The 21,863-nt window shown below is 65.9% G+C and carries 19 protein-coding genes and 1 pseudogene; 4 read left to right on the plus strand and 16 right to left on the minus strand.

Going from position 1 to position 21,863, the window contains the following annotated elements; translation table 11 throughout:
* Positions 1-110 precede the first annotated feature (110 nt).
* The 4 genes from ACJ5H2_RS22835 to ACJ5H2_RS22850 all read left to right on the plus strand — a co-directional run bounded on the left by ACJ5H2_RS22835 (position 111) and on the right by ACJ5H2_RS22850 (position 5,631).
* Positions 111-905: an SDR family NAD(P)-dependent oxidoreductase gene (locus ACJ5H2_RS22835; RefSeq protein WP_408899746.1), complete on the plus strand. Its 795-nt coding sequence runs from the start codon at positions 111-113 to the stop codon at positions 903-905.
* Between the two features lie 103 nt (positions 906-1,008).
* Entirely contained in the window at positions 1,009-1,857 is an 849-nt protein-coding gene (locus ACJ5H2_RS22840) for a CoA transferase (RefSeq protein WP_408899747.1), read from the plus strand.
* A 140-nt stretch (positions 1,858-1,997) separates the two neighbouring features.
* Complete coding sequence (locus ACJ5H2_RS22845; RefSeq protein WP_408899748.1) at positions 1,998-3,389, plus strand: aldehyde dehydrogenase family protein; 1,392 nt, start codon at positions 1,998-2,000, stop codon at positions 3,387-3,389.
* A 73-nt stretch (positions 3,390-3,462) separates the two neighbouring features.
* Complete coding sequence (locus ACJ5H2_RS22850) at positions 3,463-5,631, plus strand: molybdopterin-dependent oxidoreductase (protein ID WP_408899749.1); 2,169 nt, start codon at positions 3,463-3,465, stop codon at positions 5,629-5,631.
* Between the two features lie 167 nt (positions 5,632-5,798).
* Here the strand turns inward: ACJ5H2_RS22850 and ACJ5H2_RS22855 are convergent.
* From ACJ5H2_RS22855 to ACJ5H2_RS22930, 16 genes and pseudogenes are all read right to left on the minus strand, one after another.
* A pseudogene (locus ACJ5H2_RS22855) lies at positions 5,799-6,122 on the minus strand (aldo/keto reductase); the annotation flags it as partial.
* 87 nt (positions 6,123-6,209) lie between these two features.
* On the minus strand, positions 6,210-6,788 hold the full coding sequence (locus tag ACJ5H2_RS22860; protein ID WP_408899750.1) for a carboxymuconolactone decarboxylase family protein: 579 nt from the start codon (positions 6,786-6,788) through the stop codon (positions 6,210-6,212).
* A gap of 13 nt (positions 6,789-6,801) precedes the next feature.
* Positions 6,802-7,626, minus strand: a complete 825-nt coding sequence (locus ACJ5H2_RS22865) for a glucose 1-dehydrogenase (RefSeq protein ID WP_408899942.1) — start codon at positions 7,624-7,626, stop codon at positions 6,802-6,804.
* 135 nt (positions 7,627-7,761) lie between these two features.
* The gene (locus ACJ5H2_RS22870; RefSeq protein ID WP_408899751.1) at positions 7,762-8,982 is read right to left on the minus strand and encodes an NAD(P)/FAD-dependent oxidoreductase; all 1,221 of its coding nucleotides are present in this window, start codon (positions 8,980-8,982) and stop codon (positions 7,762-7,764) included.
* Positions 8,983-9,041: 59 nt separating this feature from the next.
* Complete coding sequence (locus ACJ5H2_RS22875; protein ID WP_408899752.1) at positions 9,042-9,368, minus strand: 2Fe-2S iron-sulfur cluster-binding protein; 327 nt, start codon at positions 9,366-9,368, stop codon at positions 9,042-9,044.
* A 28-nt stretch (positions 9,369-9,396) separates the two neighbouring features.
* Positions 9,397-10,638 (minus strand): cytochrome P450, encoded by a 1,242-nt coding sequence (locus ACJ5H2_RS22880; RefSeq protein ID WP_408899753.1) that lies wholly within the window; start codon positions 10,636-10,638, stop codon positions 9,397-9,399.
* A 111-nt stretch (positions 10,639-10,749) separates the two neighbouring features.
* Positions 10,750-11,217: a hypothetical protein gene (locus ACJ5H2_RS22885; protein ID WP_408899754.1), complete on the minus strand. Its 468-nt coding sequence runs from the start codon at positions 11,215-11,217 to the stop codon at positions 10,750-10,752.
* 95 nt (positions 11,218-11,312) lie between these two features.
* Complete coding sequence (locus tag ACJ5H2_RS22890; protein WP_408899755.1) at positions 11,313-12,212, minus strand: alpha/beta hydrolase; 900 nt, start codon at positions 12,210-12,212, stop codon at positions 11,313-11,315.
* 46 nt (positions 12,213-12,258) lie between these two features.
* Entirely contained in the window at positions 12,259-13,182 is a 924-nt protein-coding gene (locus ACJ5H2_RS22895) for an ABC transporter permease (RefSeq protein ID WP_408899756.1), read from the minus strand.
* Positions 13,183-13,313: 131 nt separating this feature from the next.
* On the minus strand, positions 13,314-14,867 hold the full coding sequence (locus ACJ5H2_RS22900) for a sugar ABC transporter ATP-binding protein (RefSeq protein WP_408899943.1): 1,554 nt from the start codon (positions 14,865-14,867) through the stop codon (positions 13,314-13,316).
* Between the two features lie 37 nt (positions 14,868-14,904).
* Positions 14,905-16,020, minus strand: coding sequence for a hypothetical protein (locus tag ACJ5H2_RS22905; protein WP_408899757.1), 1,116 nt, complete (start codon positions 16,018-16,020; stop codon positions 14,905-14,907).
* A 334-nt stretch (positions 16,021-16,354) separates the two neighbouring features.
* Positions 16,355-17,617 (minus strand): acyl-CoA dehydrogenase family protein, encoded by a 1,263-nt coding sequence (locus ACJ5H2_RS22910; RefSeq protein WP_408899758.1) that lies wholly within the window; start codon positions 17,615-17,617, stop codon positions 16,355-16,357.
* Positions 17,618-17,670: 53 nt separating this feature from the next.
* The gene (locus ACJ5H2_RS22915; RefSeq protein WP_408899759.1) at positions 17,671-18,789 is read right to left on the minus strand and encodes an acyl-CoA dehydrogenase family protein; all 1,119 of its coding nucleotides are present in this window, start codon (positions 18,787-18,789) and stop codon (positions 17,671-17,673) included.
* Positions 18,790-18,842: 53 nt separating this feature from the next.
* A complete protein-coding gene (locus tag ACJ5H2_RS22920) occupies positions 18,843-19,748 on the minus strand; it encodes a hypothetical protein (protein WP_408899760.1) in 906 nt (301 codons plus the stop codon).
* A 59-nt stretch (positions 19,749-19,807) separates the two neighbouring features.
* Positions 19,808-20,932, minus strand: coding sequence for a phosphotransferase family protein (locus tag ACJ5H2_RS22925; protein ID WP_408899761.1), 1,125 nt, complete (start codon positions 20,930-20,932; stop codon positions 19,808-19,810).
* A 73-nt stretch (positions 20,933-21,005) separates the two neighbouring features.
* Complete coding sequence (locus ACJ5H2_RS22930) at positions 21,006-21,794, minus strand: SDR family NAD(P)-dependent oxidoreductase (protein ID WP_408899762.1); 789 nt, start codon at positions 21,792-21,794, stop codon at positions 21,006-21,008.
* Between the last annotated feature and the right edge of the window lie 69 nt (positions 21,795-21,863).

Below are 21,863 nucleotides of genomic sequence, written 5' to 3' on the forward strand. Positions count from 1 at the left end.
TAGACAAGCGCGTCAACGAGTCCGTGGCCGCAGTCGTCGATGAGGACCGAGCCATGGTAGAGCTCGCCCTAGACCGGCAGGGGAGGTCAACTGCATCGAAGGGACACCGCATGGCAGCGACGGAACGACCAGCGGAGCACGGGAATTCAGCGTTGGAGGGGACGGTAGCGCTGGTGACCGGTGCTAGCAGCGGCATCGGTGCAGCGACGGCGCTCGCGCTGGCCGCGCAAGGTGCGGCCGTCGCCCTGGTCGCCCGTCGGAGCGATCGCCTCCAGCAGGTGGCCGAGCAGATCATCGGTCGTGGTGGTCGCGCGCTTTGCGTCGAGGCTGACGTCGCTGACAGGAGTGAGGCGTTCGCTGCGGTGGACAGCGTGGTCTCCCACTTCAGCCGCTTGGACACCGTCGTCAACAACGCCGGCGTCATGCTTCTCGGGCCGGTGGCTGATGCGCCTGAAGGTGAGTGGGAGCGGATGGTCGCGGTGAACCAGCTCGGCTGCCTCTATGTCACGCAGCGCGCCCAGCCGCACTTGGTGAGGGCTGCCGCCTCGGAGCCGCGTCACGTGTCCGACATCGTGAACATCAGCTCAACTGCCGGTCGTGTGGCACGGCCAGGGTCCGCGGTCTACAGCATGACCAAGGCAGCTGTCGTCGCCCTGTCCGAGTCCTTGCGCCAGGAGATGCAACCACTACGGGTGCGGGTCAGCGTCGTCGAGCCCGGCAACGTCGCCACCGAGCTCGTGCACCACACCCGCGAGGAGCTGAGGGAGGGCCTCGAAGCCCAAGTCGGCGGGATCGAACGCATGGCGCCAGAGGACATCGCCCGCACGATCTGCTTTGTCGTCACGAGTCCACGACGCGTCGCTGTCAACGAGGTCCTCGTCCGCGCGGCGGACCAGACCTGGTAGCTCGTTCCTCACTGACGTCAGCAACTTCTCGCTTGGGCAACGGCAGCCTCAAGGGTTTGCTAGTGTAGCGAGCGCTAGCACAATCGTCCGATCGAGGAACTCGATGACCCTTCCGCTGTACGGCGTCACTGTCGTCTCCTTCAGGCAGGCGGCGCCCGCTCCCTTCGCGACCCGCCAGCTGGCCGACCTCGGCGCTCGCGTCCTGCAGTACGAGGCAGGTCTCCGGAGCGTGACCGGAGACGCCGAGCCTGCAAGAGTGGGGATCTCGGTGGCCAGCATCTGCGCTGGCATGTACCTGTATCCCGGAGTCTTCACCGCACTCCTCCGCAGGGGTCACAGCGGCGAGGGGGCCACGCTCGAGGTCTCGATGCTCGAAGCGCCGGGTGAGTGGATGTCGCAGGCGCTGCACTACGCCGTCGGCAGCGGCTCCCAGCCGCTACGCTCGGGACCTCGGCACGCGTCGATCGCGCCGTACGGGCCGTACATCACCACTGATGGGACGATCTTCCTCGCGATCCAGAACAACCGAGAGTGGGCGCTGTTGCGCTCGGAGGTTCTGGGCGACGCAGAGCTCGCTGACGATCCTCACTTCGCCCACAACGTGGAGCGGGTGACCAACCGCTCCGAGCTCGACCGGATCATCGCTGCTATCACCTGCCAGTCGAGCGTTGCCGCCGGGGGCGAGCTGCTCGACGGCGCAGGGATCGCCAACGCACGGATGCGCGACATGCTCGAGTTCACCACGCACCCTCAGCTCACCGCCCGGCGGACGGTGGCGAACCATCGGGCTGCCGGCAGGAGCCACCACCGAGGCGCTCGTCCCGCCGGTCACCATGACCGACGTCGAATGGGCGCTGGTCGACGTGCCTGCCTCGGGCGAGCACACCGCCGCCGTCCTTGCCGAGATCGGCATCGTCACCCACAACCCATGAGCCACCGAAGCAGCTATTAATCGCCCACCAGCGCGGTCCTCCCCGACACCCTGCCGAGGTCTGCGCGCAACCGAAAGGCCCTCACGTGCGCAAGGACCACTGGATCAACGGCCGGCACTCGGCACCCTCGAGCGGCGACTACCTTCCCACCATCGACCCCATGACGACCCGCCCGTGGGCGGAGGTGGCTCGAGGAACCGCGGCCGACGTCGACGCCGCGGCCCAAGCAGCGCGGGACGCCTTCCCTGCATGGGCTGACGCGGGTCCGTCCCGCCGCGCCGAGGTGCTCTGGCGTCTCGGGGACCTCATCGCCGAGCACGCGGACGAGATGGCGGCGCTGGAGTCACGGGACGCCGGAAAGGTCGTCCGCGAGGTCAGGGGACAACACTCGTCGATGAAGGCCTGGTTCCACTACTACGCGAGCCTGGCACTGCACAACGAAGGTCGCCAGGTCCAGCTCGACTCCCCCCGCATCCAGGCGTTCACCACCCGCGATCCCTACGGCGTCGTGGGCGTCATCCCCGCCTTCAACTCGCCCGTGCTCCTGGGCGCGATGAGCATCGCTCCCGCGCTCGCGGCCGGCAACACCGTCGTCGTCAAGACACCCGAGGTGAACGCACTCTCCTTGGCGATGGTGGCCGAGCTCTCGAAGGCCGCCGGCCTGCCCGACGGCTGTCTCAACGTCGTGCACGGCTACGGCGCCGAAGCCGGTGACGCGCTAGTGGTCCATCCACTGGTGCGCAAGATCTTCTTCACCGGTGGACCCGACTCCGCGAAGATCGTCGGCGCCCGCGCGGCCGAGCACCTGAAGCCCATCGTCACCGAGCTCGGCGGCAAGTCCGCGAACATCTTCTTCCCCGACGTTCACGTTCCCGACGTGGTGAACGGCGTGATCGCCGGCATCTTCGCGGCTGCTGGCCAGACCTGTGTGGCCGGCTCGCGGCTGCTGGTGCACAAGGACATTGCTGACGAGCTCGTTTCCGCAGTGGCCGCCCGCGCCCAGCAGATCGTGCTCGGCGACCCGACCGATCCCACGACGGAGATGGGGCCCATCTCGCAGGAGAAGATTCTGACGGGCGTCCGCGTCGGCGTGGAACGCGCACTCGAACAGGGCGCCGAGCTGCTGTCCGGAGGTCCCGCTGGCGAACGCCCCGACGCCGGCTGGTTCTACTCGCCCACCGTGCTCGGCGGCGTGACCTCGAAGATGGACGCATTCGGCACCGAGTTCTTCGGCCCGGTGCTGGCCGTCACAACCTTCACGGACGAGGACGAGGCGATCGCGATCGCCAACGGCACCGAGTTCGGTCTGGCTGCCGGGATCTGGACGCGCGACCTTGGCAGGGCCCACCGGGTAGCGCGAAGTGTTGTCGCGGGAACGGCCTGGATCAACACCTATCGCGCCCTCAGCTTCGCGATGCCGTTCGGCGGCACCAAGGCATCGGGCTCCGGTCGGGTGAACGGCATGGATGGATTCGCGGAGTTCACCCAGCCCAAGTCCATCTGGGTCAACACCGACGAATCCCCCGTCGGCGACCCGTTCGTCCTCCGGTGATCCGAACGGTCGCACTAGACAGACACACGAGTTCTAACTAGCGTTAGCCATCCAGCGCGACCCGGAGGACTCGGTGGAGAGCACAGACGCGAAGGCGCATACGACGATCTGCCGAGTGTGCGTGAATTTCTGCAGCTTGAAGGTGCAGACCGAGGACAACCGCATCGTCCGCATCGACGGCGACACCGAGAATCCGATCTATGCCGGATACCGGTGCGCCAAGGGTCGGAATCAACGGCTGGCCTACGAGAACCCGGCCCGCCTGCACCATCCCGTCAAGCGCCAGCCCGACGGGGCGTTCAGACGGCTGCCCATGGACGACGCAATCGGCGAGATCGCGGACCGGGTGCGTGGCCTCGTTGACGAGTTCGGACCTGATGCACTCGCCATGTACCAGGGCACCTATGTGCTCCAGGAGTTTCCGCACGGCCCTGTCAACGATGCGTTCATGCACGCACTGGGCTCGGAGATGGTGTTCTCCCCATTCAGCCTTGACTCCCCGGGGAAGATCCTCGCCAAGGGCCTGCACGGCTCGTGGATGGCTACCGATCGCAGCCTCGCCCGACCCGAGGTGGCGGTGGTGATCGGCGCGAACCCGATCGTCAGCCATCAGGGCCGGATCGACCCGCCGGCCCAACTGCTCCGTGACTTCGCGGAGTGGGGTACCAAGCTGATCGTCATTGACCCGCGCCGCACAGAGCTCGCACGCAAGGCCGACCTGCACCTGCAGCTGCGACCCGGGGAGGATGCCGCCCTGCTGGCTGGCATGCTCCGCATTCTCCTCACCGAGGACCTCGTCGATCACGACTTCCTGAGCCGGCACGTCACAGGCGTGGAGGGGCTGCGGCGGACGGTGGAGCCGTTCACGCCCGAGCATGCGGCGAAACGGTCCGGGGTTCACGCAGGAATGCTTGTCGAAGCAGCCCGCATGTTCGGGCGCGCTACGAACGCATACGTGACATCGGGCGTCGGGCCCAACATGACGGGGCGGGGCACGTTGTGCGAGTACCTGGCGCTCTGCCTGACCACGATCTGCGGGCAGTGGTCGCGCGCTGGAGACATGGTCCGGCATCCGGCGACACTTCTTCCGTGGGCCTTCCTGGAACCCGTCGAGCAGGCGATCCCGCCGGCCTCCATGCTGACGGGGCGCCGGCTCCGGACGCGCGACCTGCCTTTCAGCGTCGTGGGCCCACCCGCCGGCGGCATGGCGGAGGAGATGTTGACCGACGGCGGGGGCAGAATCCGTGGTCTGCTGAACTTCGGCGGAAGCCCGGCCACGGCTTTCCCGGACCAGCTCCGGATGATCGAAGCGCTCAAGTCTCTGGACCTGCTCGTCTCGGTGGACATCTCCATGTCGCCCACGGCGAAGCTGGCGGACTATGTGCTTCCGTGCCGACTGCCGTTCGAGCTCCCGGCCACTTCTCTCAACGGCGACTTCATCGGCCAGTTCACGAACGGGTGGGGTTATCGCCGAAGCTACGGTCAGTACACCCCGGCGATCGTCGAGCCGCCGGAGGACTCCGAGGTGATCCCGCAGTGGGAGGTGACCTACCGCCTTGCGCAGCGACTGGACCTTCAGCTCGCAGTCAAGCCTCACGGGTTCGCGGACGCTGCGCCTCCGTTCGCGCTCGACATGGTCAACATGCCCACCTCGGAGGAGATTCTCGAGGTCACCCATCGCGGATCGCGCATCCCGCTGGCGACGGTCCGCCAGCACGAGGGTGGGGCGCTGTACGACGATCCGCCGGCTCGCGTAGTACCCGGGGATCCCTCCAGCGGGGCACGGCTCGATGTCGGCAATGCCGAGATGCTGATCGCACTCTCCAACGAGTTCGATCGGCCGCTCGACGACGATCCCGCTTACCCGTTCACGCTCATCTGCCGACGAGTGCCGCACGTCATGAACACCCCCGGGCTCGGATACCCGGTCAACAAGCCCTCGCACAACTTCGTGCAGATGCACCCCGACGACCTCGAGCAGATCGGCGTTGTCGACGGCGACCTTGTCGAGGTCCGCTCGTCCCGTGCCACGGTCCGAGTTGTCGCGGCCTCAGATGCGACGCTGCGACCCGGAACCGTGTCGATGACGCACGGATTCGGCGGTTTGCCCGACGAGGACGATCCGTTGGGTACGGGAGCCAACTCCGGCCGCCTGATGGACACCGCGGAGGTGTATGACCCCTTCACCGGCCAGCCCCGTATGACCGGTGTGCCGGTGGCCGTCGCCATGACGCCGGAGTGACAGTTCCGCGGAGCAACCCAGCGCCGCTCGCTCTGAGGCGGTGCGCGGGGCAAGTCTGTCCCGAGGAGGCTAAGCGCATTAGTGGGTGCGGCCTTCCTCGAGAGTCACCACGCCCGAGCCGGATGGCACTAGCTGGGCGATGCGGGTCAACTCGGTCGTGCTGAGCTGAATCCTCTTGCAAGCGGGGAGTAGGCGATGAAGCCGATTCCCAGTTCCTCCAACACAGGTAGGACGGCCTCGACGCCGCGGGCAAACATGGAGTATTCCGACTGGAGCACCGAGATGGGGTGCACCGCGTGGGCGCGCCGGACATCCTCAGCGGCGGCATTGGAGAGACCCAGGTAGCGGACCTCCCCAGCATCGACGAACTCGGCCATCACCCCGACCACTTCCTCGATAGGGACACTCGGGTCGGGGAAGTGCTGGTAGAGGAGGTCGATGGTCTCGACCTGAAGGCGACGGAGACTGTTCTCCACAACCTCTCGGATGTGCCCCGTAACCGATCGCAGAACTCACCAGTCCCTGCTGACCAAGGCAACGGTTCTCCGTCAAGGCCTCCTGTCAGAGATGGCCACCACCTACTCGACGAACGGTGCGAACTCGACGACCTCCTGGTGTCCCCACGGCGCAGTGAAGTCTTGCTGGCTGAAGCTGCTCGGCAGGTCCTCGACGACGTCCCAGGTCGCTGTGAGGCGACCGAAGCCTACGAAGAAGGCGCACCTCATGCCGAGCTCGACCAGTTCAGCCTCGCTGAAGAACGCACGAAGCTTGTCGTACTCCGCGTCGTCGATCGACAGATGATCCGCTGCGAAGAGGTCAGCGAAGCGCAGCGCCGCGCGCTCCTCCTCGGAGAGATCCGGCGCCTCATAGGGACGCTCGAGGGAACAGACAAGGTCCTCGGACACCACGTCCGGTGCGCGCCTCGTCGCCATGCACGTGCGGCACTGGTTGTGGAAGGCGATCCGCAGGCGGACCAGCTCGACCAATCGGGGGCTCAGCGTGCCGGAAGCCTGCAGCGCCTGCTCCGCCTCGATGTAGGCACGATAGGCCTGCGGTCGATGAGCGAAGACGGCCCCGATCGAGTCGGCGATGCGCGCAGCTCGGTCGTCGCCGGCGCGTCCGTGAACATTAGTCGACGCGGGTCGGATACGGGTCATGGTTGTCTCTCCTTCAATCTCTCGACTCGGCGAGGAGCGCCTCGCGATGCTCCACCCAGGCCGCAGCGGGTTTGAACGGATGGTCGGCAGTCATGCCCCCGTCCACGACGAACTCCGCGCCGGTCGAGTAGGCGCTCTCGTCCGATGCCAGGAACAACACCATCGCAGCGATGTCCTCCGGCATGCCCCAACGCTTCAGCGGGAGCGACCACTCCGTGGGCGAGTTGTCCAGCGGCGCGGGGCCGAACCATGGGGCGGCGTCGGCGATCATCGGCGTGGCGACGCCGCCGGGCAGCACCATGTTGACGCGGATGCCGAACGGGCCCAGCTCGACCGCAGCACTCTTCGTGAGCCCTGCCACCGCATGCTTGGAGGTGGCGTACGCGGTGGCGCCGGCCGCCCCGCGCACGCTGTTGGTCGACCCGATGTTGATGATGGAACCGCCTCCTGCCCGGCGCATCGGCTCGAAGACGCTCTTGATGCCCAGCCACGGCCCGACGACGTTCACCGAGAGGTGCGCGACCACCTCCTCTTTGGGCATCCGGTCGATGGTCTCGTACCGCGCGATACCTGCGTTGTTCACAAGCACTGTCGGAGCGCCGAAGCGCTCCACCGTGGCGGCGACCGCAGTCGCCCAGTCGTCCTCGCTGGAGACGTCGAGGTGCACGTACGCGGCGTCTGCGCCGAGATCGGCCGCGACTGTCTGCCCGATGTCGTCGAGGACGTCGGCAATCACCACCTTGGCACCCTCAGCGCAGAACCGTCTTGCCTCGGCCTCGCCCATGCCACGAGCTCCGCCGGTGACGAGGGCGACCTTGCCCTCCAAGCGAGTTCCCATCTCCACACCTTTCACGTTGGTCCGGCTGTCCGGACGTTGATCCTCGAGTCACTGAAGGGTCACAGGCTTGAAACCGCAGTCGCTTCTTGCGCTCGTGCTTCCAGACGGAACGCAGCATCGCGCGCCTCCGTGGGGTCACTGGCCGAGCAGCGCTCTCAGCGGGGTCGCCTCGTCCGCGAGGTTGGATTGGTCAACGGTGACTCTCTGCGCCACCAACTTCTTCGCGATCGCGAAGTCCCGTGGGCAGGAGAAGACCTCTGCGGCGTGGACCGTCCCCTGCCTAAGGTAGAACACCGAGTGGCCCCGGCCGCCCTGGGCATCTCCGCGGACCACGACTGTGTCGTCCGGTCTGATGAGTCCGACGGCTTGGAACTTGACGTCGTACTGGTCGGACCAGAACCACGGCACCGCGTCATACGGATGTGATTCGCCGACCAGCGTGTGCGCAAGCGCGCGAGCATGGGCGCTGCTGTTAGGGATCGATTCGAGCCGGTGGGTGCTCCGGCCACTACTCGACGGAAAGCGAGCGACATCACCGATCGCGAAGATCGCCTGGTCGTTGGTCCGGAACCAGGAGTCCACGATGACACCGTCGGCGACCTCCAGTCCTGCGTCCTCGGCGAGCGCGACGTTCGGTTCGATCCCGATACCAATGAGGCAGACGTCGGTCTCCACCACGGTCCCGTCATCCAGCACCAGCGCAGCCAGCTCGCCGCTGCCGTTGTGCTTCGACGAGGTGACCGAACGACCGAGATGGAGCGCGACCCCCTTCTCGCAGTGAAGCCGGGCGAAGTACGACGACGTCACCTGGGAGGTGACTCGTGACAGGAGACGCTCCTCCTGCTCCACGATCGCCACCTCGAGGCCAAGGGCTCGTGCGGCCGATGCAACCTCGAGTCCGATGTATCCCCCACCGATCACGGTCAGGCGCTGGCCCGGGCGGAGCATCACACGCAGCTGCTTGGCGTGCGCGACAGAACGCAAAGACAGGACGTTCGGGCTCGTCTCCAAAGTGCCCTGGGGCAGCTGTCGTGGCGATCCGCCGGTGGCGAGGACCAAGGTGTCGTAGGTGAGATGGTCGCCGTCGGCGAGCGCGACCATCTTGCTCCGACGGTCGATGCTCTCCACCTCGACGCCGAGTCGCACGTCGACGTCGAAACGCCGGTACGTCTCCTCGGCACGGGTGACGAGATCGTCCTCCGCCCTCTGGCCGAGCAGGAACGCCTTCGACAGTGGATGGCGGGAGTAGGGATAGGCCGTCTCCTTGCCGATCAGCGTGATGGCGCCGCCGTAGCCGAGCTCGCGCAGATCCGCAGCAAGATCCCCGCCCGCCTGCCCGGCCCCAACGATCACCACGTGCCCAAGAGATGAGGCATCCGGCTCACTCAAGCCTTCGTCCCCAGGGGAAGGGATAGTCATTGGCTGTCGGGCAACTCGAGGACGATTCCATCCGTCTCTGCCGTGCACACCAGCTGGCAGCTCAATCGGCTGTGCTCGGTGGGCTCCTCCGCGGTGGCCTCGAGCATGTCCAGCTCCTCAGCGCTCGGCGGCGGAAGCCGAACTGACCACCGCGGTTCGACGTACACGTGGCACGTCGCACAGGAGAGATCACCACCGCACTCACCCACCACCCCGCTTACGAGGTTGTCCGTGGCCGCGCGCATCATCGTCGACCCGACCAGGACCTCAACCTCGGTCCGTCGCCCGTCCTTGACGAAAACCACTTTCGCCTTATCAGTCATATCGATCTCCCGCTGCCCGTACCGAGCGTCATCCCACCGACACGGCCACCGGCAGCGTCAGCAGCTGGTTCACTACTCCGCTGGCGCCTCGTTCGGGATCGCCGTCCATGGAGACGGCGACCCCGCGCGCGTGAAGCTCTTCGAGAAAGATCCGGAGCTCGAGCTTCGCGAGCATGTGTCCGATGCACCGATGCGGCCCCGCTCCGAAGGACATCCCGGCACCGCCTGTGCCTCCCAGCGGCTTCGTGCCCTCACGAAACGGGTCGAAGGTGTTCGGATGGGGGAACGCGGCCGGATCACGATTGGCGGCGATGAGGCTCACCACGACCAGGTCGTCCTTGTTGATGAGCTGCCCGTTCAACTCGGTCTCGCGCGAGGCGACCCGCGCGAAGTTCATGGCAGGTGTGATGTACCTGAGGAACTCCTCCACCAGCTCGCCGGACTTCCCCTCATCGAGTGCACGGGCGGCCACATCCCTGATCTGCGGGTCCGTGGCGAGAAGGTGACCGATGTGCGCCATGGTCGTGTTGGTGGTCTCGGCGCCTGCGATGAGCAGCGACACCAGGTACATCTGGTACTCGACGAAGTCAACCTCTCCAGCAGCATGTGACTGCGCGAGGAGGGTGGTCATGTCATCAGCCGGGTTCTTGAGCTTCTCCTCACCCAACTCGGTCAGATACCCCCCGATCTTCGTGAACTCGTCGGCCAAACTGATGCCGCCGTCCTTCGCGCTCTGAGCCACGAAGATCCGATGGCTGGAGTCCACGACGAATCCCCACCGCTCCCGCGGGACGCCCAGGATCTGTGCGATCACCAGCGGCGGGATCACCTGGCAGACCTTCTCGATCCAGTCGAATCGTTGTCTCGGCAGCGCGTCGTCGAGGGTCTCCACGATGACCTCTCGAATCCACGACTCGAAGTTGGCAACGACCCGGGGACCGAAGGACTTGGCCGCGGATCGGCGCACCCGACTATGGTCAGGGGAATCCATGAACTGGATCGACTTGCTGAGGGGCTCCATCCGAGTGGGGTTCGGCAGGGGGTAAACAGCCCCGTACCCGGATTGGAAGCGATCCGCGTCCTGGAGGACCTGTACCGCTTCGTCGTAGCGAGTGACGACCCAAAAGCCCCCAGTGAGGGTTCCGGCATCGGCGGGCTGCCACGCGAGCCCAGGCAGCTCGCGAATCAGGTCATACGCCATGTGGGGAACACCCGCGCGGAAGGTCTCGGGATCGGCTAGGTCCGGAACTCCGGTCAGCTCAGTGGTCATTGTCATTGCTGCTCTCCTCCACACCGATCTGCGACGCCCGCGCCGCGCATCAGAAACTGTGACATTGGCCGTTCCGCAGTGTCAAGCGTGCGCTAGATATAGAGTCGCTCGCTATCTTATGGCGTCCACCCCGCCGCCACCCTTCGCCACTTCGGGCCCCTTCGCGCGCATGGCGGCGGACAGGCTTGGGCCGGCGTACTCCAACAAGCACACCCGGAGGCCGAAGAGGTCATCGGAAGCGAAGATCGCTTCTCTCATTTGTCCAACCACGAAGTGCCGAACGAGGTGCAGGCCTCTGCCGGACAGCTCAGCAATCGCGTCCTCGACGCTGTCGACCCGGAAGTGAATATTGCGGAAACCCTCGTCCGCTCCGGCGACCTCGACGAGCTCGAAGAAACCGGACGAGTCGACCGCGACACGCATCCGTGATTGCGGCGCCTGCGCATCCGGTATCGCCCCGTCCGTGGTTCGAACCTCGAGGTCGTCGATATTCAAGATCTCGAACTCCAGGTCGAACAGGTCGGAGAACCGCTGCACGCCAGCCTCGAGATCGTCCACGACGATCCCGAGGTACTCCATCCGTTCAAATCTCACACCGGTCTCCTCCGCTAGATGTGGCCCGGCAGACTCCGGAAACTGGCAGCACTGCGGCGGTGCCGTCACGAGCGGCAGCGCTAATCGGTGAGCACCCGAACCGTCCAGTCGGCGATCGACTGCAGGGCGTCGTCAGCCTCGGGCAGGTTGCCGGCGAACAGCTGGAACACATGCGGGACGACGTCGTACTCCTGAAGCGTCACATCGACCCCTGCCTCCCTGGCGCGCGTGTCAATCAGCCTCGCGTCGTCGAGCAGGACCTCTGCCGTGCTCACCTGGATCATGAGCGGAGGGAGGCCCGTGAAGTCCCCCGCCGCAGCGGGCGACACGCGCGGGTTCTCGAAGTCGCCATCCGGACAGTAGTTCTGCCGGAGCGGGACCATCATTGGCTTCGAGCACATCACGTCGGTCTCGGCGTTGGTGTCGAAGGAGCCGGCTGTGAGCCGGAAGTCCACCCACGGGGACATGACGATGCCGCCCCCGAGACCTACCCCATCCCGGCGCAGGTCCATCAGCGTCGTCAGGGCCAGCGCTGCGCCGCCGCTGTCACCGCTGAGGATGATCCGCTCGGCTGGCACGCCCTGCTTCATCAGCCACCGAATCGCGGCTGCGCTGTCGTCGATCGCCGCTGGGAACGGGTTCTCCGGTGCCAACCGGTAGTCCAGATTGTAAACCGGAAGTCCACTTCGAGCGGCAAGGTGGGCCGCCAGCCGGCTATGGGACTCGGGCGAACCCAGGGTCAATCCGCCGCCGTGCAAGTGCACGATGGCGCCGCTGCGAGCCGGATCCGGCGTGTGGACCAACGCGCGTCGTCCGCCCATGTCGGCCTGATCGACCTTGACGTCGTCGCGCTCTGTGCCGAACGTCGCCATGGTCTCACCACCCGCGCGAAGCTCCTCGAGAGAGGGGCTCTGCTCCCCCATGGTGCTCGACCACGCCCGCAGCTCGGCGTCGAGCTTCTGCGCTGCAGCACTCGCCATCTCACATCTCCTCTTGCCGTGGTAACCGGAACTGACGGTGCGACGGTCAGCGACCCGCCTTCGCCGCAGACTCCTTGGCCTCTCGACGGCCCCGCGTTCGCTGCACGATAAGCGAGGTCGAGATGGCGAAGATCAATGCTGCGCCGAAGAAGATGTCGGTGATCCAGATGTCTGCCCCGACCAGCTGCAGGCCCTGTATACCGGTGCCCAGCAGCACGATCGCGAGCAATGTGCCCCAAACGTTGAAGCGTCCGGGCTTGATCTGTGTCGTGCCAAGGAAGGCGGACGCGAACGCCGGAAGCAGGTACTGCGGGCCGAGCGACTGGTTCACGCTGTTGAGTGTGGAGGCGAGCAGAACGCCGGCCAAGGCAGCGATTGTGCTGCAGCTGACCATGCTCCAGAACCTGAATCGCCGAATGCGGACCCCCGAGAGCCGAGCCGCGTCCGGGTTCGCTCCCACTGCGTACGCGCGCCGACCGACGGGCGTGTGCTCCAGCGCGTACCACACGATCACCCCGAGGATCAGCGTGTACACCGCGATGATGGGCACGCCGAGAAGCGACCCCGAGGTCAGCTCGGTCATCTCAGCCGGGAAGGGGCCGAAGTAGGCGCCGTCGGCGAGGACCGCCGCCAGACCCGTCAGAAGGGAGGTGGTCCCGAGGGTCGCGATGAAGCTGTCGAGCCCGAGGATGCCGCAGAGGCACCCGTTGAACATCCCGATGCAGGCGCCGACGGCCAGGGTCACGAGGATCGCAGATCCCAATCCCAGCTGCGGACCTTGGGTCGTCAGGTAGCCGCACACGACGGCGCAGAACCCCATGGTCTGGGCGACGGACAGGTCGAACATGCCAGTGGCGAGAGGCGCCAGCAGGGCCAGAGCGAGGATCCCTGTGATCGCCTGACTGATGAGGATCGACTTCCACGTGACCGTCGTCAGGAAGGTGTCGGGGACCCAGACAGCGAAGATCAAGAAGATCGCGGCGAAGAAGAAGACGGCGGAGAACCGCCCCAGCTGCAGATGCTGCAGCAGTCCGGAGACCGAGCTCGGCTCTACCGCCCGCGCTCGGGGGGCATCTGTTGCCGGACGTTCGGTTTGTGTGCTCATGCTGGACTCTTTCTGGGTTGACCATCGAGTGCGGTCGAGTCGTGCGAGGGGCGGAGCACCTCGCCTAGCAACGTGTCTGGTGTCAGTTGGCTAGCATCGAGCTCGGCACCAAGCCGGCCACCTCGTACGACGTAGACGCGGTCGCAGACCGCGCACGCCTCCTCCAGGTCTGTCGTGGTGATCAGGACCGACGCGCCCTCGCTCGCAGCTTGGTTGAGATGTCGGTAGATCGCGCTCCTGCTGCCGACGTCCACGCCGGCAGTCGGCTCCTGCAGAAGGAGGACCTTCGCACCGGCCCGCAGCCAACGGGCGATCATGATCTTCTGCTGGTTACCACCACTCAGGGACGAGATCGTCGCCTCAGGGTCGTTCGGCTTGACCTCGCATTGGGTCATGTACGAGGCGACGTCACCTGCCTCCCGCCGCCGGCTCAGCCACCGCAACGGCCCTCGCCCGCGGACCTTCGGTAGGGTGACGTTCTCTCGCAACGTCCAATCCGCGATCACGCCCAGACGCTTGCGGTCGGCAGGAACGAGTGCGATTCCGCTCCGGATGGCCTCCCACGGCGACCCCGGGGCGATCGGCTTGCCGTTGAGCCTGATTTCTCCGGCTCTGCGGGGCGTCGCGCCAAAGATCAGCTGGGGAATCTCGTCTGCGCCCGACCCGGCCAGACCGACGACGCCGACAATCTCGCCCGCGCGCACCGTCCCGGAGAAGCTGGTCAGCGCGCCACCACCCAAGTCGGTCATCTCCAGCACGCGGTCCGAACCCGGGTGCGGCGGCTCTGGGTAGACGGCATCCATGGGACGCCCGAGGATCAGCTCGATCAAGCTGTCCGGGTTCAGCTCGCCGACTTCCCTGGTGGCGACGTTGCGTCCGTCACGGAGCACGGTCACCCGGTCGGCCAGCTCGAACACCTCGTGGAGGCGGTGCGTGACGTACAGCATCGTCCCGCCACGTGCCTTCACGGCTCGCAACAGCTCGAAGAGGTGCTCCTTGTCCGGCTCTGACAGCGATGCTGTCGGCTCGTCAAGCACCAGGATCCCCCGTGCGGCGTCACCGTGGTGAAGAGCTCGCACGATCGCCGTCATCGCCTGGCTTGCCGACCCGAGCGCGCCCAATGGTCTTCCGACCTGGATGTCGACGCCGTACTCGGCGAAGATATCCTGGGCGATTCGGCGTTCGCGTCGGTCGGAGAGCCAGTACCTCCCACCGTAGGACTCCCCGAGCGCCAAGTTGTCGACGACCGACAGGGAATCGATCAGCGCCAAGTCCTGATGGATGAACCGCAGCCCATGAGAATGCGCCTCGGCGGGCGAGCCCAGATCCATCGGCCGCCCATCGATGAGTGCGGATCCATGGTCGGGTGAGTGGTAGCCCGCAAGGATCTTGATCAGCGTGGACTTTCCCGATCCGTTCTGGCCGAGCAGGCAGTGGATCTCACCAGCCCGCAGCTCCAGAGACACCTCGCTGAGGGCTCGCTGGCCCTGGAAGGTCTTGGTAAGACCCTCCAGGACCAGCTTGGCGCTGGTCGTCGACGACATCGTCATGGCACTCACCTCAGACTCCTGCAGTCCGAAGCCCGGCTCACTGCACCTGCCAGGCAGCCTCGTAGACGTCCTGGAAGTCGGCAGGGTCGATCAGGCTGATGTCAGCGTTGCTCGAGTCCATGACGCGCATGCTCTGGAGGGGCGAGATAGGGTCGACCTCGAGGTCGGAGACCGCCCGAGCAGCGGCGTCCGCAGCTCGCCAGTACATCGACGCGACCTCGCCCGCCGCGTAGGCGATGACCTGCCCGTCGGTCACTGCCGCCACGTCCGCGTCGCTGAGCGGGTACATACCCACGATCTTGACCCGCGAGCTGAGACCGGCACTGGCGAGCGCGGTCGCCGGGTTGAACTGGGGGCTCGTGAGAATGAGGTACTCCACGTCCGGGTTGCGCTGCAGGAAGCTGACGACCTTCGCGGCGTTGTCTGCCGGCGTCGCTACGACGCTCTGCTCGAGATCCAGTACCTCGGACCCTCCGCCGATCGCCTCGATCTGCTGCTTGACGCCGTCGGCCTCAGCCACGAGCGGCGTGATGGTCTTGTCGAACGCGACGGCGATGTTGATGTCATCCCCCGCGTCCGCAAGGGCGATATTCGCTGCGAGCGCGCCAAGTGCCGCCGCCGACGGCGTGCACTGGATGCAAGCGCTGTAACCGGGCGGCACCTCCTCGGTGCCTCCGATGGTCACGAACTTGATCCCCTGCTCGACGCCACTGTCGACCTGTGCCTGGAGGGTCTCGGGCGGGAACGTGCCGGGGATGAAGATGACGTCCGGATCTTCGGCGATCGCCTGGGTGAGCGCCTGCTGAAGGGCGGCTGGACCCTCCGTGATGTCGAAGGTCTGTTCCTCGAAGCTCCAGCCGAGAACTTCCATCGCCGGCTGCATCGCACCGGGCGCACACGACGGCAGGGTGCAGTTGAGCTGGATCGCGGTTGTCGACGTGGCGGGCCGCTCAGGAAGAGGTTCGACCTTCAGAGGCGGGTTGGCTGCGAACTTGTCGACCTCGGCCTGGGCCTGGGCGAAGTCACCGGTGCCGGCCCCGCCGGATGAGTTCGCAGCGTCGGAGTCGTTACTGCAACCTGCGCCGACCATCGCCAAGGCGACTGCCGCCCCAGCGAAGTACATGGCGCGGTTGCGCCTGTGCCAAGTTTTCATTGTGCCTGCTCCTCCCACGCCACTCCGGGCGCTGGCTCCGATGGATGAATGCGCCCACCCGAGGCGACGAGGTCCTCGCGAGCCTTCTGGGTGACCGAGACGACAGTTACACTAGCGCTCGTTACACAACTGGGCAAGCGATTACCCGAACTCGTGACAACGAGTTGCCAGGCGACCACAGAGACCAGGGCGTACCGCCCCGGAAGACCGCATCGCAGCGTCGACCGACGGACGCGACGGACATGCCGGCACCCGGTAGCCCGGGCTACGAGTCAGGCAGGTAGACCGGCGCCACCGGCTGCTGCAACAGGCGACACGCACCGGCGCCGCCCGGTCAGGTCCGAGACGGCCGTGCGCTGCCCTTCCTGATCTCCCGGAACGGCACACCGCGGTCGGGCGCATAGCCCCTGGGAAGGCCGAGGAGGCGCTCACTGATGATGTTGCGCTGGATCTGGTCGGATCCGCCTCCGACCGAGTTGACGAAGGCGTTCATGATCTCGCGGTTCACGTCGTCTGCGGCACCGTTGTCCGGTCCGTAGAGCATGGCTTCGGGCCCCAGCATTCGCGCCTTGAACCGACCCGTGGAGTGCAGAATCCGAGAGCTGGCGAGCTTGCCGATAGCGGCCGCGGCGACCGGGCCACCAGACTCCTCGCCGGCGCTGGCGGACGACAGCCGAGCGTTGGTCCACTGGTGGACAAGTCGCCACGTGTGCAGTTGGGCGATCACCTGACGCACCGCCGAGTCGGTGGCCTTGCCTGCGGCACGCGCAGCGTCAATCAGATCAGCTGCGCCCTCTGTCGTCAGCGCATCCTCCCGACTTGAGACAGCCCCACCGGGACGACCTCCCGCCTCCAGGAAGTCGCCGAGCCACTCGCGCTCGGCTGCTAGGACGACCTGCAATACGCGCCATCCGTCGTTGAGGTCTCCCACCAGGTTCTCAGCGGGGACCTTGGCGTCCGTCAGGAAGACCTCGCTGAACTCCGAGTCGCCCGTGATCTGCTTGATAGGTCGGATCTCGATGCCAGGCTGCTGCATCGGCAGGACGAAGAAGCTGATGCCTTGGTGCTTGGGGACGTCCTCGTTGGTCCGCGCCAGGAGAAGACCCCACGTTGCGGTCTCGGCACCCGACGACCACACCTTCTGGCCGTTGACGACCCACTGATCGCCCTCGAGGACAGCGCGGGTCTGCAGACCTGCTAGGTCCGAACCTGCGTTCGGTTCGCTGTACAGCGCCACTCCGTGCTCAGCATCCCCGAGCACCAGGTCGCGGATGAAGCTGTCCCGAAGCCGGGCACCCCCGAATCGCGCCACCGCCATCGCCGCCATTCGGATCCAGCCGGCGACGACATCGTGCCCGAGCTCGCGACATGACCCCGGTGCGCCGACCGCTCCGAACTCCGCACCCACGACTGTCGCCTGCGGCCTGCTGAGGCCCCGCCCGTAGGCATCGGCCGGGAACGTTGGGATAGCCCAGCCAGCATGCAGCACCGTCTCGCGCCATTCTCGATCGTCGACTCCTTGCCAGTGCTCCTCGAGCCACTCGCGCACTTCCAGACGAAGCCGACCCGGATCAATGTCGTTCACCGTGTTGACCATGTTGGACCTCCTCGAGACCCTGGTGGGCCGAAGCCCTGATTGCAGGTTGCAGATCAGACGCCGAGACAGTGAGCGAGCCGCTCGCGGTGTTCGTCTGAGTCCCCGAGGAACAGCGCCATCGCCTTGGCCCGCTTGAAGTACAGATGCGCTGGCACCTCCCATGTGAAGCCCATCCCGCCATGGATCTGAATGTTCTCGTGTGAAGCGAACTCGAAGACGTCGGAGCAGTACGCCTTGGCCAGGGATGCGACCACCGGAAGTTCAGGACCATCGTGTCCACTTGCTGCCGCGAGTCCCACGTGCATGGCGGACCTGGCTGATTCCACCTCCACCATGACGTCGGCGAGCATGTGCTTGATCGCCTGGAACGCGCCGATCGGCTGGCCGAACTGGACCCTCGTCTTGGCGTACTCGACGCCCATCTCCAGAGCCGCCTGAGCCCCACCGACCTGCTCGGCGCTCAAGGCGACGGCCGCAAGGTCGAGCACCCGCCGCAAAGTCTCCCAACCGTCGCCCTCGCGGCCCAGAAGCCGCGCCGGAGTGTCCTCGAACGCGACCGTCGCGAACTTCCGGGTCTGGTCGAGCGTCTCCTCCAGTCGGGACGTCAAACCAGGAGCGTCACTCTCCACGGTGAACAACGAGATCGACTCGCCGGTCCGGGCAGCGACCACCATGAAGTCGGCGACGTGGCCGTCCAGCACGTAGAGCTTCTCACCCGTCAGATGGTGAATGTCTCCCTCACCACGGGCGACCATCTCGATCCCGGACTCGTCCCATCGCCCAGCGGTCTCCACGAAGGCAAGCGTGCCTAACGTGTCCCCGAGCGCGATACCCTCGAGGTACTCCTTCTTGGCCCACTCGTCGCCGCTCTCCAGCAGACAGCTGCCGGCGAGTACTACTGTCGAGAAGAAGGGGCCGCAGAAGAGCGATCTCCCCATCTCCTCCAGGACGACGCCGAGCTCCACCCAGGTGTATCCGCTGCCGCCGTACTCCTCCGGGATCAGCAGGCCCTGCAGGCCCATCTCCGAAGCGAGTTGGCGCCACACCTGGGTGTCGTATCCCTTGTCGGTCGCCATGAGGCGGCGCACCTCGGCCTCGGACGACCGATCGGCGAAGAACCCTCGAAGCGACATGCGCAGGCTTCGGTGTTCTTCGTTGAAGATCGAGACCATGGTTCCTCCTGGCGGTGATGAGATCGCGGTCGGGCGGCGCGGCGCGTGACTCGCTACCCGTTCTCGGAACGCGTGCTGTTGAACAGCTGCATCGACCACTCCTGGGTCTGTCCCTGCGCCGGGACGCCGTCGAGGCTGTAGTCGACGGCACTGATCCAGCATGGCAACGAGGGCGCCGCACGGAATGCATACCGGTTCAGCGTCTTCCCTGACAGGCGGAACTCCCTCCCGAGGCCGTCCCTGCCTTCCAGCTCGATGCCGCTGAGGAGACGGCGGGAGTCGCGGGTGGTCCGTCGCGAGATAGTTGAGAACTCCGAGACCTTACCGTCTCGGAGCAACCAGCCGCTGAGGAGCTTCTGCTCCGCGGTGGGGTCGCCCGACATCCAGGTCATCACCGCCGAGTCGGCCGTGATGGCGTAGGTGTAGGACCCTTGAGCCAGCGCCGCGTTCATGTTCACGTCAGAGCGGACGTGCCACGTCTTGTCACGAATGTCGAAGCAGTCGACCTTGATGCTCTCACCCCTCAGCTCGAGCGTGCCCGTCACTCGACATGGCTGATCGAGGTGGTTTCCGGCCTCGTTCATCACGGGCTCACAGATGCCCTCGTACTCGAGGTCGAACTTCACCAGGCCGCCGTCATACCGCACACGGTAGCGCCGGAGAGGCTCGAGCACGTCGTACTCAAGGCCGTTGAGCAGCTTGATGTGCTTGTCGTCCGTCGGCAGCGGAAGGTGCCAGAAGTTCTGCGAGTAGAGGACTTCGTGATCCGACTCCCCGGTGTCGTCCCAGACGTAGACACCGGAGGAGCAGATCCCCTGGTTGAGGCGAAAGAGCGGATGGGACATGCCGGTCAACCGGCGTTCCGGAACCGAGAACGCGAACCACGCTGTCTCCGTCCAGAAGGGGTCGTCGCTCTCGACCTCGTGGAACAGGTCGTCAGCAGGTGTGGCTATGGGCATGGAGAACCTTCCTGAGCATTCATCGGCACGGGCGTCACCCGGGGTTGGATCGGGGCTGTTCAGCTCGACGGCGCTTCGAACTCGTGGATGTCGTTGATCCCGTCCGGAGCGGGGAGGTCGAGCATTGCGGCGAGCGCCTGAGTCGCCGCGTTGTTCGCAGGCGCGGCATGGTCGGGCGGCAGCAAGCCGGCCGCCATCATCATCCGGTAGCCACGATCAGCCAGAACGGCGACTCGAAGACCGCCGAGGACCTCGTAGAAGAAGGCGTGACGAACCTCGTGGCCGCTCATCTCCTGATATCCGTCAATGACTTCCTCGCGGCTGAGGATGCCGCTGGGCACGGTGCCGCCCTCAAGCGTCGCGGCGTGGTAGCGATGAGCGAACAACCACCAGCCGAGGTCGAGTTCCGGGCTCGCCAGCGCGGCCATCTCGAAGTCGAGGGCGCCGGCCACGGTCAAGTTATCGGCGTACAGCATGTTCCCTGGTTTCGCATCGCCCCATGCCAGAACGACGGGCTCCGGGTCGCTCGGACGGTTCGCCTTGAGCCAAACGAATGTCGCGTCCACTGTCGGATTCGCGTGCCCGGCCGAACCCCACGCCTGGGTCCACTCGTAGTATGCGATCTGTTGGTCGACAGGTGTGAGACCCAGCTCCGGACGTGCAAGCCAGTCGAGACCGAGACCTTCCCAGTCGACCGCGTGAAGGTCAGCCACGACCCTCAGAGCATTCGTCCAGATGCACCTTCGCTGATCCGGCGAGAGGTCGAGGACCCATCCCTGTCTCATGTAGGACGGACTGTCGGCTGGCGCCCTGCCCGGCAGGTGCTCCATCACCGCGAAGGGCGCGCCGAGAACGGTGGGCTCCGCCTCGTAGAAGTGAATGCGCGGTACCGGGACTCGCGACCCCTGCAACGCTTGGAGCACACGGACCTCACGCTCGAGGTCGTACTCCCTGAAGATGCCAGCGCCTGGCAGCGGCTCAACACGGGCGACGAGCTTCTGGCGGCTCGTGCGACCGTCGATCTCCCGCTCGACGGTGAGCTTGAGCGTCTGGAACGACAGACCGCTAGGCGGAACCTCCAGATCGGTGATCCTCAGCATGTCCCCGCCGGGAAACGCAGCGCGCAGCCGATGCTCCAGCTTGCGTCGGACTTCGGGACTGTTCAGGTCGTTGATGATTGCCATGGTGCCTCCTGCTGCGTGGGGGACTCTGTGTTCTGGAGGCGCCGCAACTCGCCTCTCCGACCGTTCCTGGACCTCACGCCATGTAGCCGCTCAGCATCGCGCCGTCGATTCGCAGCGTCTCGCCGGCGATATAGCTCGACTCATCCGACAACAGAAAGGTGACAGCCCGCGCGACCTCCTCTGGTTGTGCGAACCTCTGCAGCGGCACGTTGGCGGCGAGCTGCTTCTGGATCTCTGCCGCGCGGATCGGATCGTTGTAGATCTCCTCACCGACCCACTTCTGGATCGGCGTCCAGATCCAACCCGGGCAGACCGCATTGACGCGGACGCCGTAGTAGCCGGCCTCAAGTCCGGCTGACAATGTCAACCCGACCGCGGCGTGCTTCGAAGCTACGTAAGGCGACACGTTGCCGATTCCGCCGAGCCCGGCGGTGGAGGCGGTGTTCACGATGGAGCCGCTCCTCTGCTCGCGCATCGCGCCCATCGCGTGCTTCAGCACGTAGAAGAAGCCGTACACGTTGATCTGCATGATCCGGTTGAACTCTTCGCGAGAGGTGTCCGGCAAGGGTGACGGCACGCCGGCGACTCCGGCATTGTTGAAGCAGCCATCGATGCGGCCATAGGTGCTGCGGCTGAAGTCGACCGCCTTTCGCACGGCATCCTCGTCGGTGACGTCGGCCGCGTAGGGCTTGAACCGCTCGCCCGCGTCGAGCGATGCGGCGAGGCGCTCGAGACCGTCCACATCGACGTCGACCGCCACCACAGATGCGCCGGACTCGATGCAAGCAACGGCTACCGCCTCGCCGATCCCGTTAGCTCCGCCGGTGACGAAGATCGCTTTGTCGTCCAACCGCACTGGCACGTGGGTCCCACTCTCCTTGTAGGGGTTCGATGACGGGCGTCTGGCCTGCGTCGATCCAACCCGCGTCAG

The organism is Nocardioides pymetrozini, assembly GCF_046058985.1.
Taxonomy (GTDB): domain Bacteria; phylum Actinomycetota; class Actinomycetes; order Propionibacteriales; family Nocardioidaceae; genus Nocardioides.

What these genes read in the sequence shown, in the direction of transcription:
- ACJ5H2_RS22920 (WP_408899760.1), bottom strand. Translation starts at nt 19,748, where the DNA reads ATGCCCATAGCCACACCTGCTGACGACCTGTTCCACGAGGTCGAGAGC.
- ACJ5H2_RS22915 (WP_408899759.1), bottom strand. Translation starts at nt 18,789, where the DNA reads ATGGTCTCGATCTTCAACGAAGAACACCGAAGCCTGCGCATGTCGCTT.
- ACJ5H2_RS22910 (WP_408899758.1), bottom strand. Translation starts at nt 17,617, where the DNA reads ATGGTCAACACGGTGAACGACATTGATCCGGGTCGGCTTCGTCTGGAA.
- ACJ5H2_RS22890 (WP_408899755.1), bottom strand. Translation starts at nt 12,212, where the DNA reads ATGGCGAGTGCTGCAGCGCAGAAGCTCGACGCCGAGCTGCGGGCGTGG.
- ACJ5H2_RS22875 (WP_408899752.1), bottom strand. Translation starts at nt 9,368, where the DNA reads ATGACTGATAAGGCGAAAGTGGTTTTCGTCAAGGACGGGCGACGGACC.
- ACJ5H2_RS22880 (WP_408899753.1), bottom strand. Translation starts at nt 10,638, where the DNA reads ATGACCACTGAGCTGACCGGAGTTCCGGACCTAGCCGATCCCGAGACC.
- ACJ5H2_RS22900 (WP_408899943.1), bottom strand. Translation starts at nt 14,867, where the DNA reads ATGACGATGTCGTCGACGACCAGCGCCAAGCTGGTCCTGGAGGGTCTT.
- ACJ5H2_RS22840 (WP_408899747.1), top strand. Translation starts at nt 1,009, where the DNA reads ATGACCCTTCCGCTGTACGGCGTCACTGTCGTCTCCTTCAGGCAGGCG.
- ACJ5H2_RS22835 (WP_408899746.1), top strand. Translation starts at nt 111, where the DNA reads ATGGCAGCGACGGAACGACCAGCGGAGCACGGGAATTCAGCGTTGGAG.
- ACJ5H2_RS22885 (WP_408899754.1), bottom strand. Translation starts at nt 11,217, where the DNA reads ATGGAGTACCTCGGGATCGTCGTGGACGATCTCGAGGCTGGCGTGCAG.
- ACJ5H2_RS22860 (WP_408899750.1), bottom strand. Translation starts at nt 6,788, where the DNA reads ATGACCCGTATCCGACCCGCGTCGACTAATGTTCACGGACGCGCCGGC.
- ACJ5H2_RS22905 (WP_408899757.1), bottom strand. Translation starts at nt 16,020, where the DNA reads ATGAAAACTTGGCACAGGCGCAACCGCGCCATGTACTTCGCTGGGGCG.
- ACJ5H2_RS22865 (WP_408899942.1), bottom strand. Translation starts at nt 7,626, where the DNA reads ATGGGAACTCGCTTGGAGGGCAAGGTCGCCCTCGTCACCGGCGGAGCT.
- ACJ5H2_RS22845 (WP_408899748.1), top strand. Translation starts at nt 1,998, where the DNA reads ATGACGACCCGCCCGTGGGCGGAGGTGGCTCGAGGAACCGCGGCCGAC.
- ACJ5H2_RS22925 (WP_408899761.1), bottom strand. Translation starts at nt 20,932, where the DNA reads ATGGCAATCATCAACGACCTGAACAGTCCCGAAGTCCGACGCAAGCTG.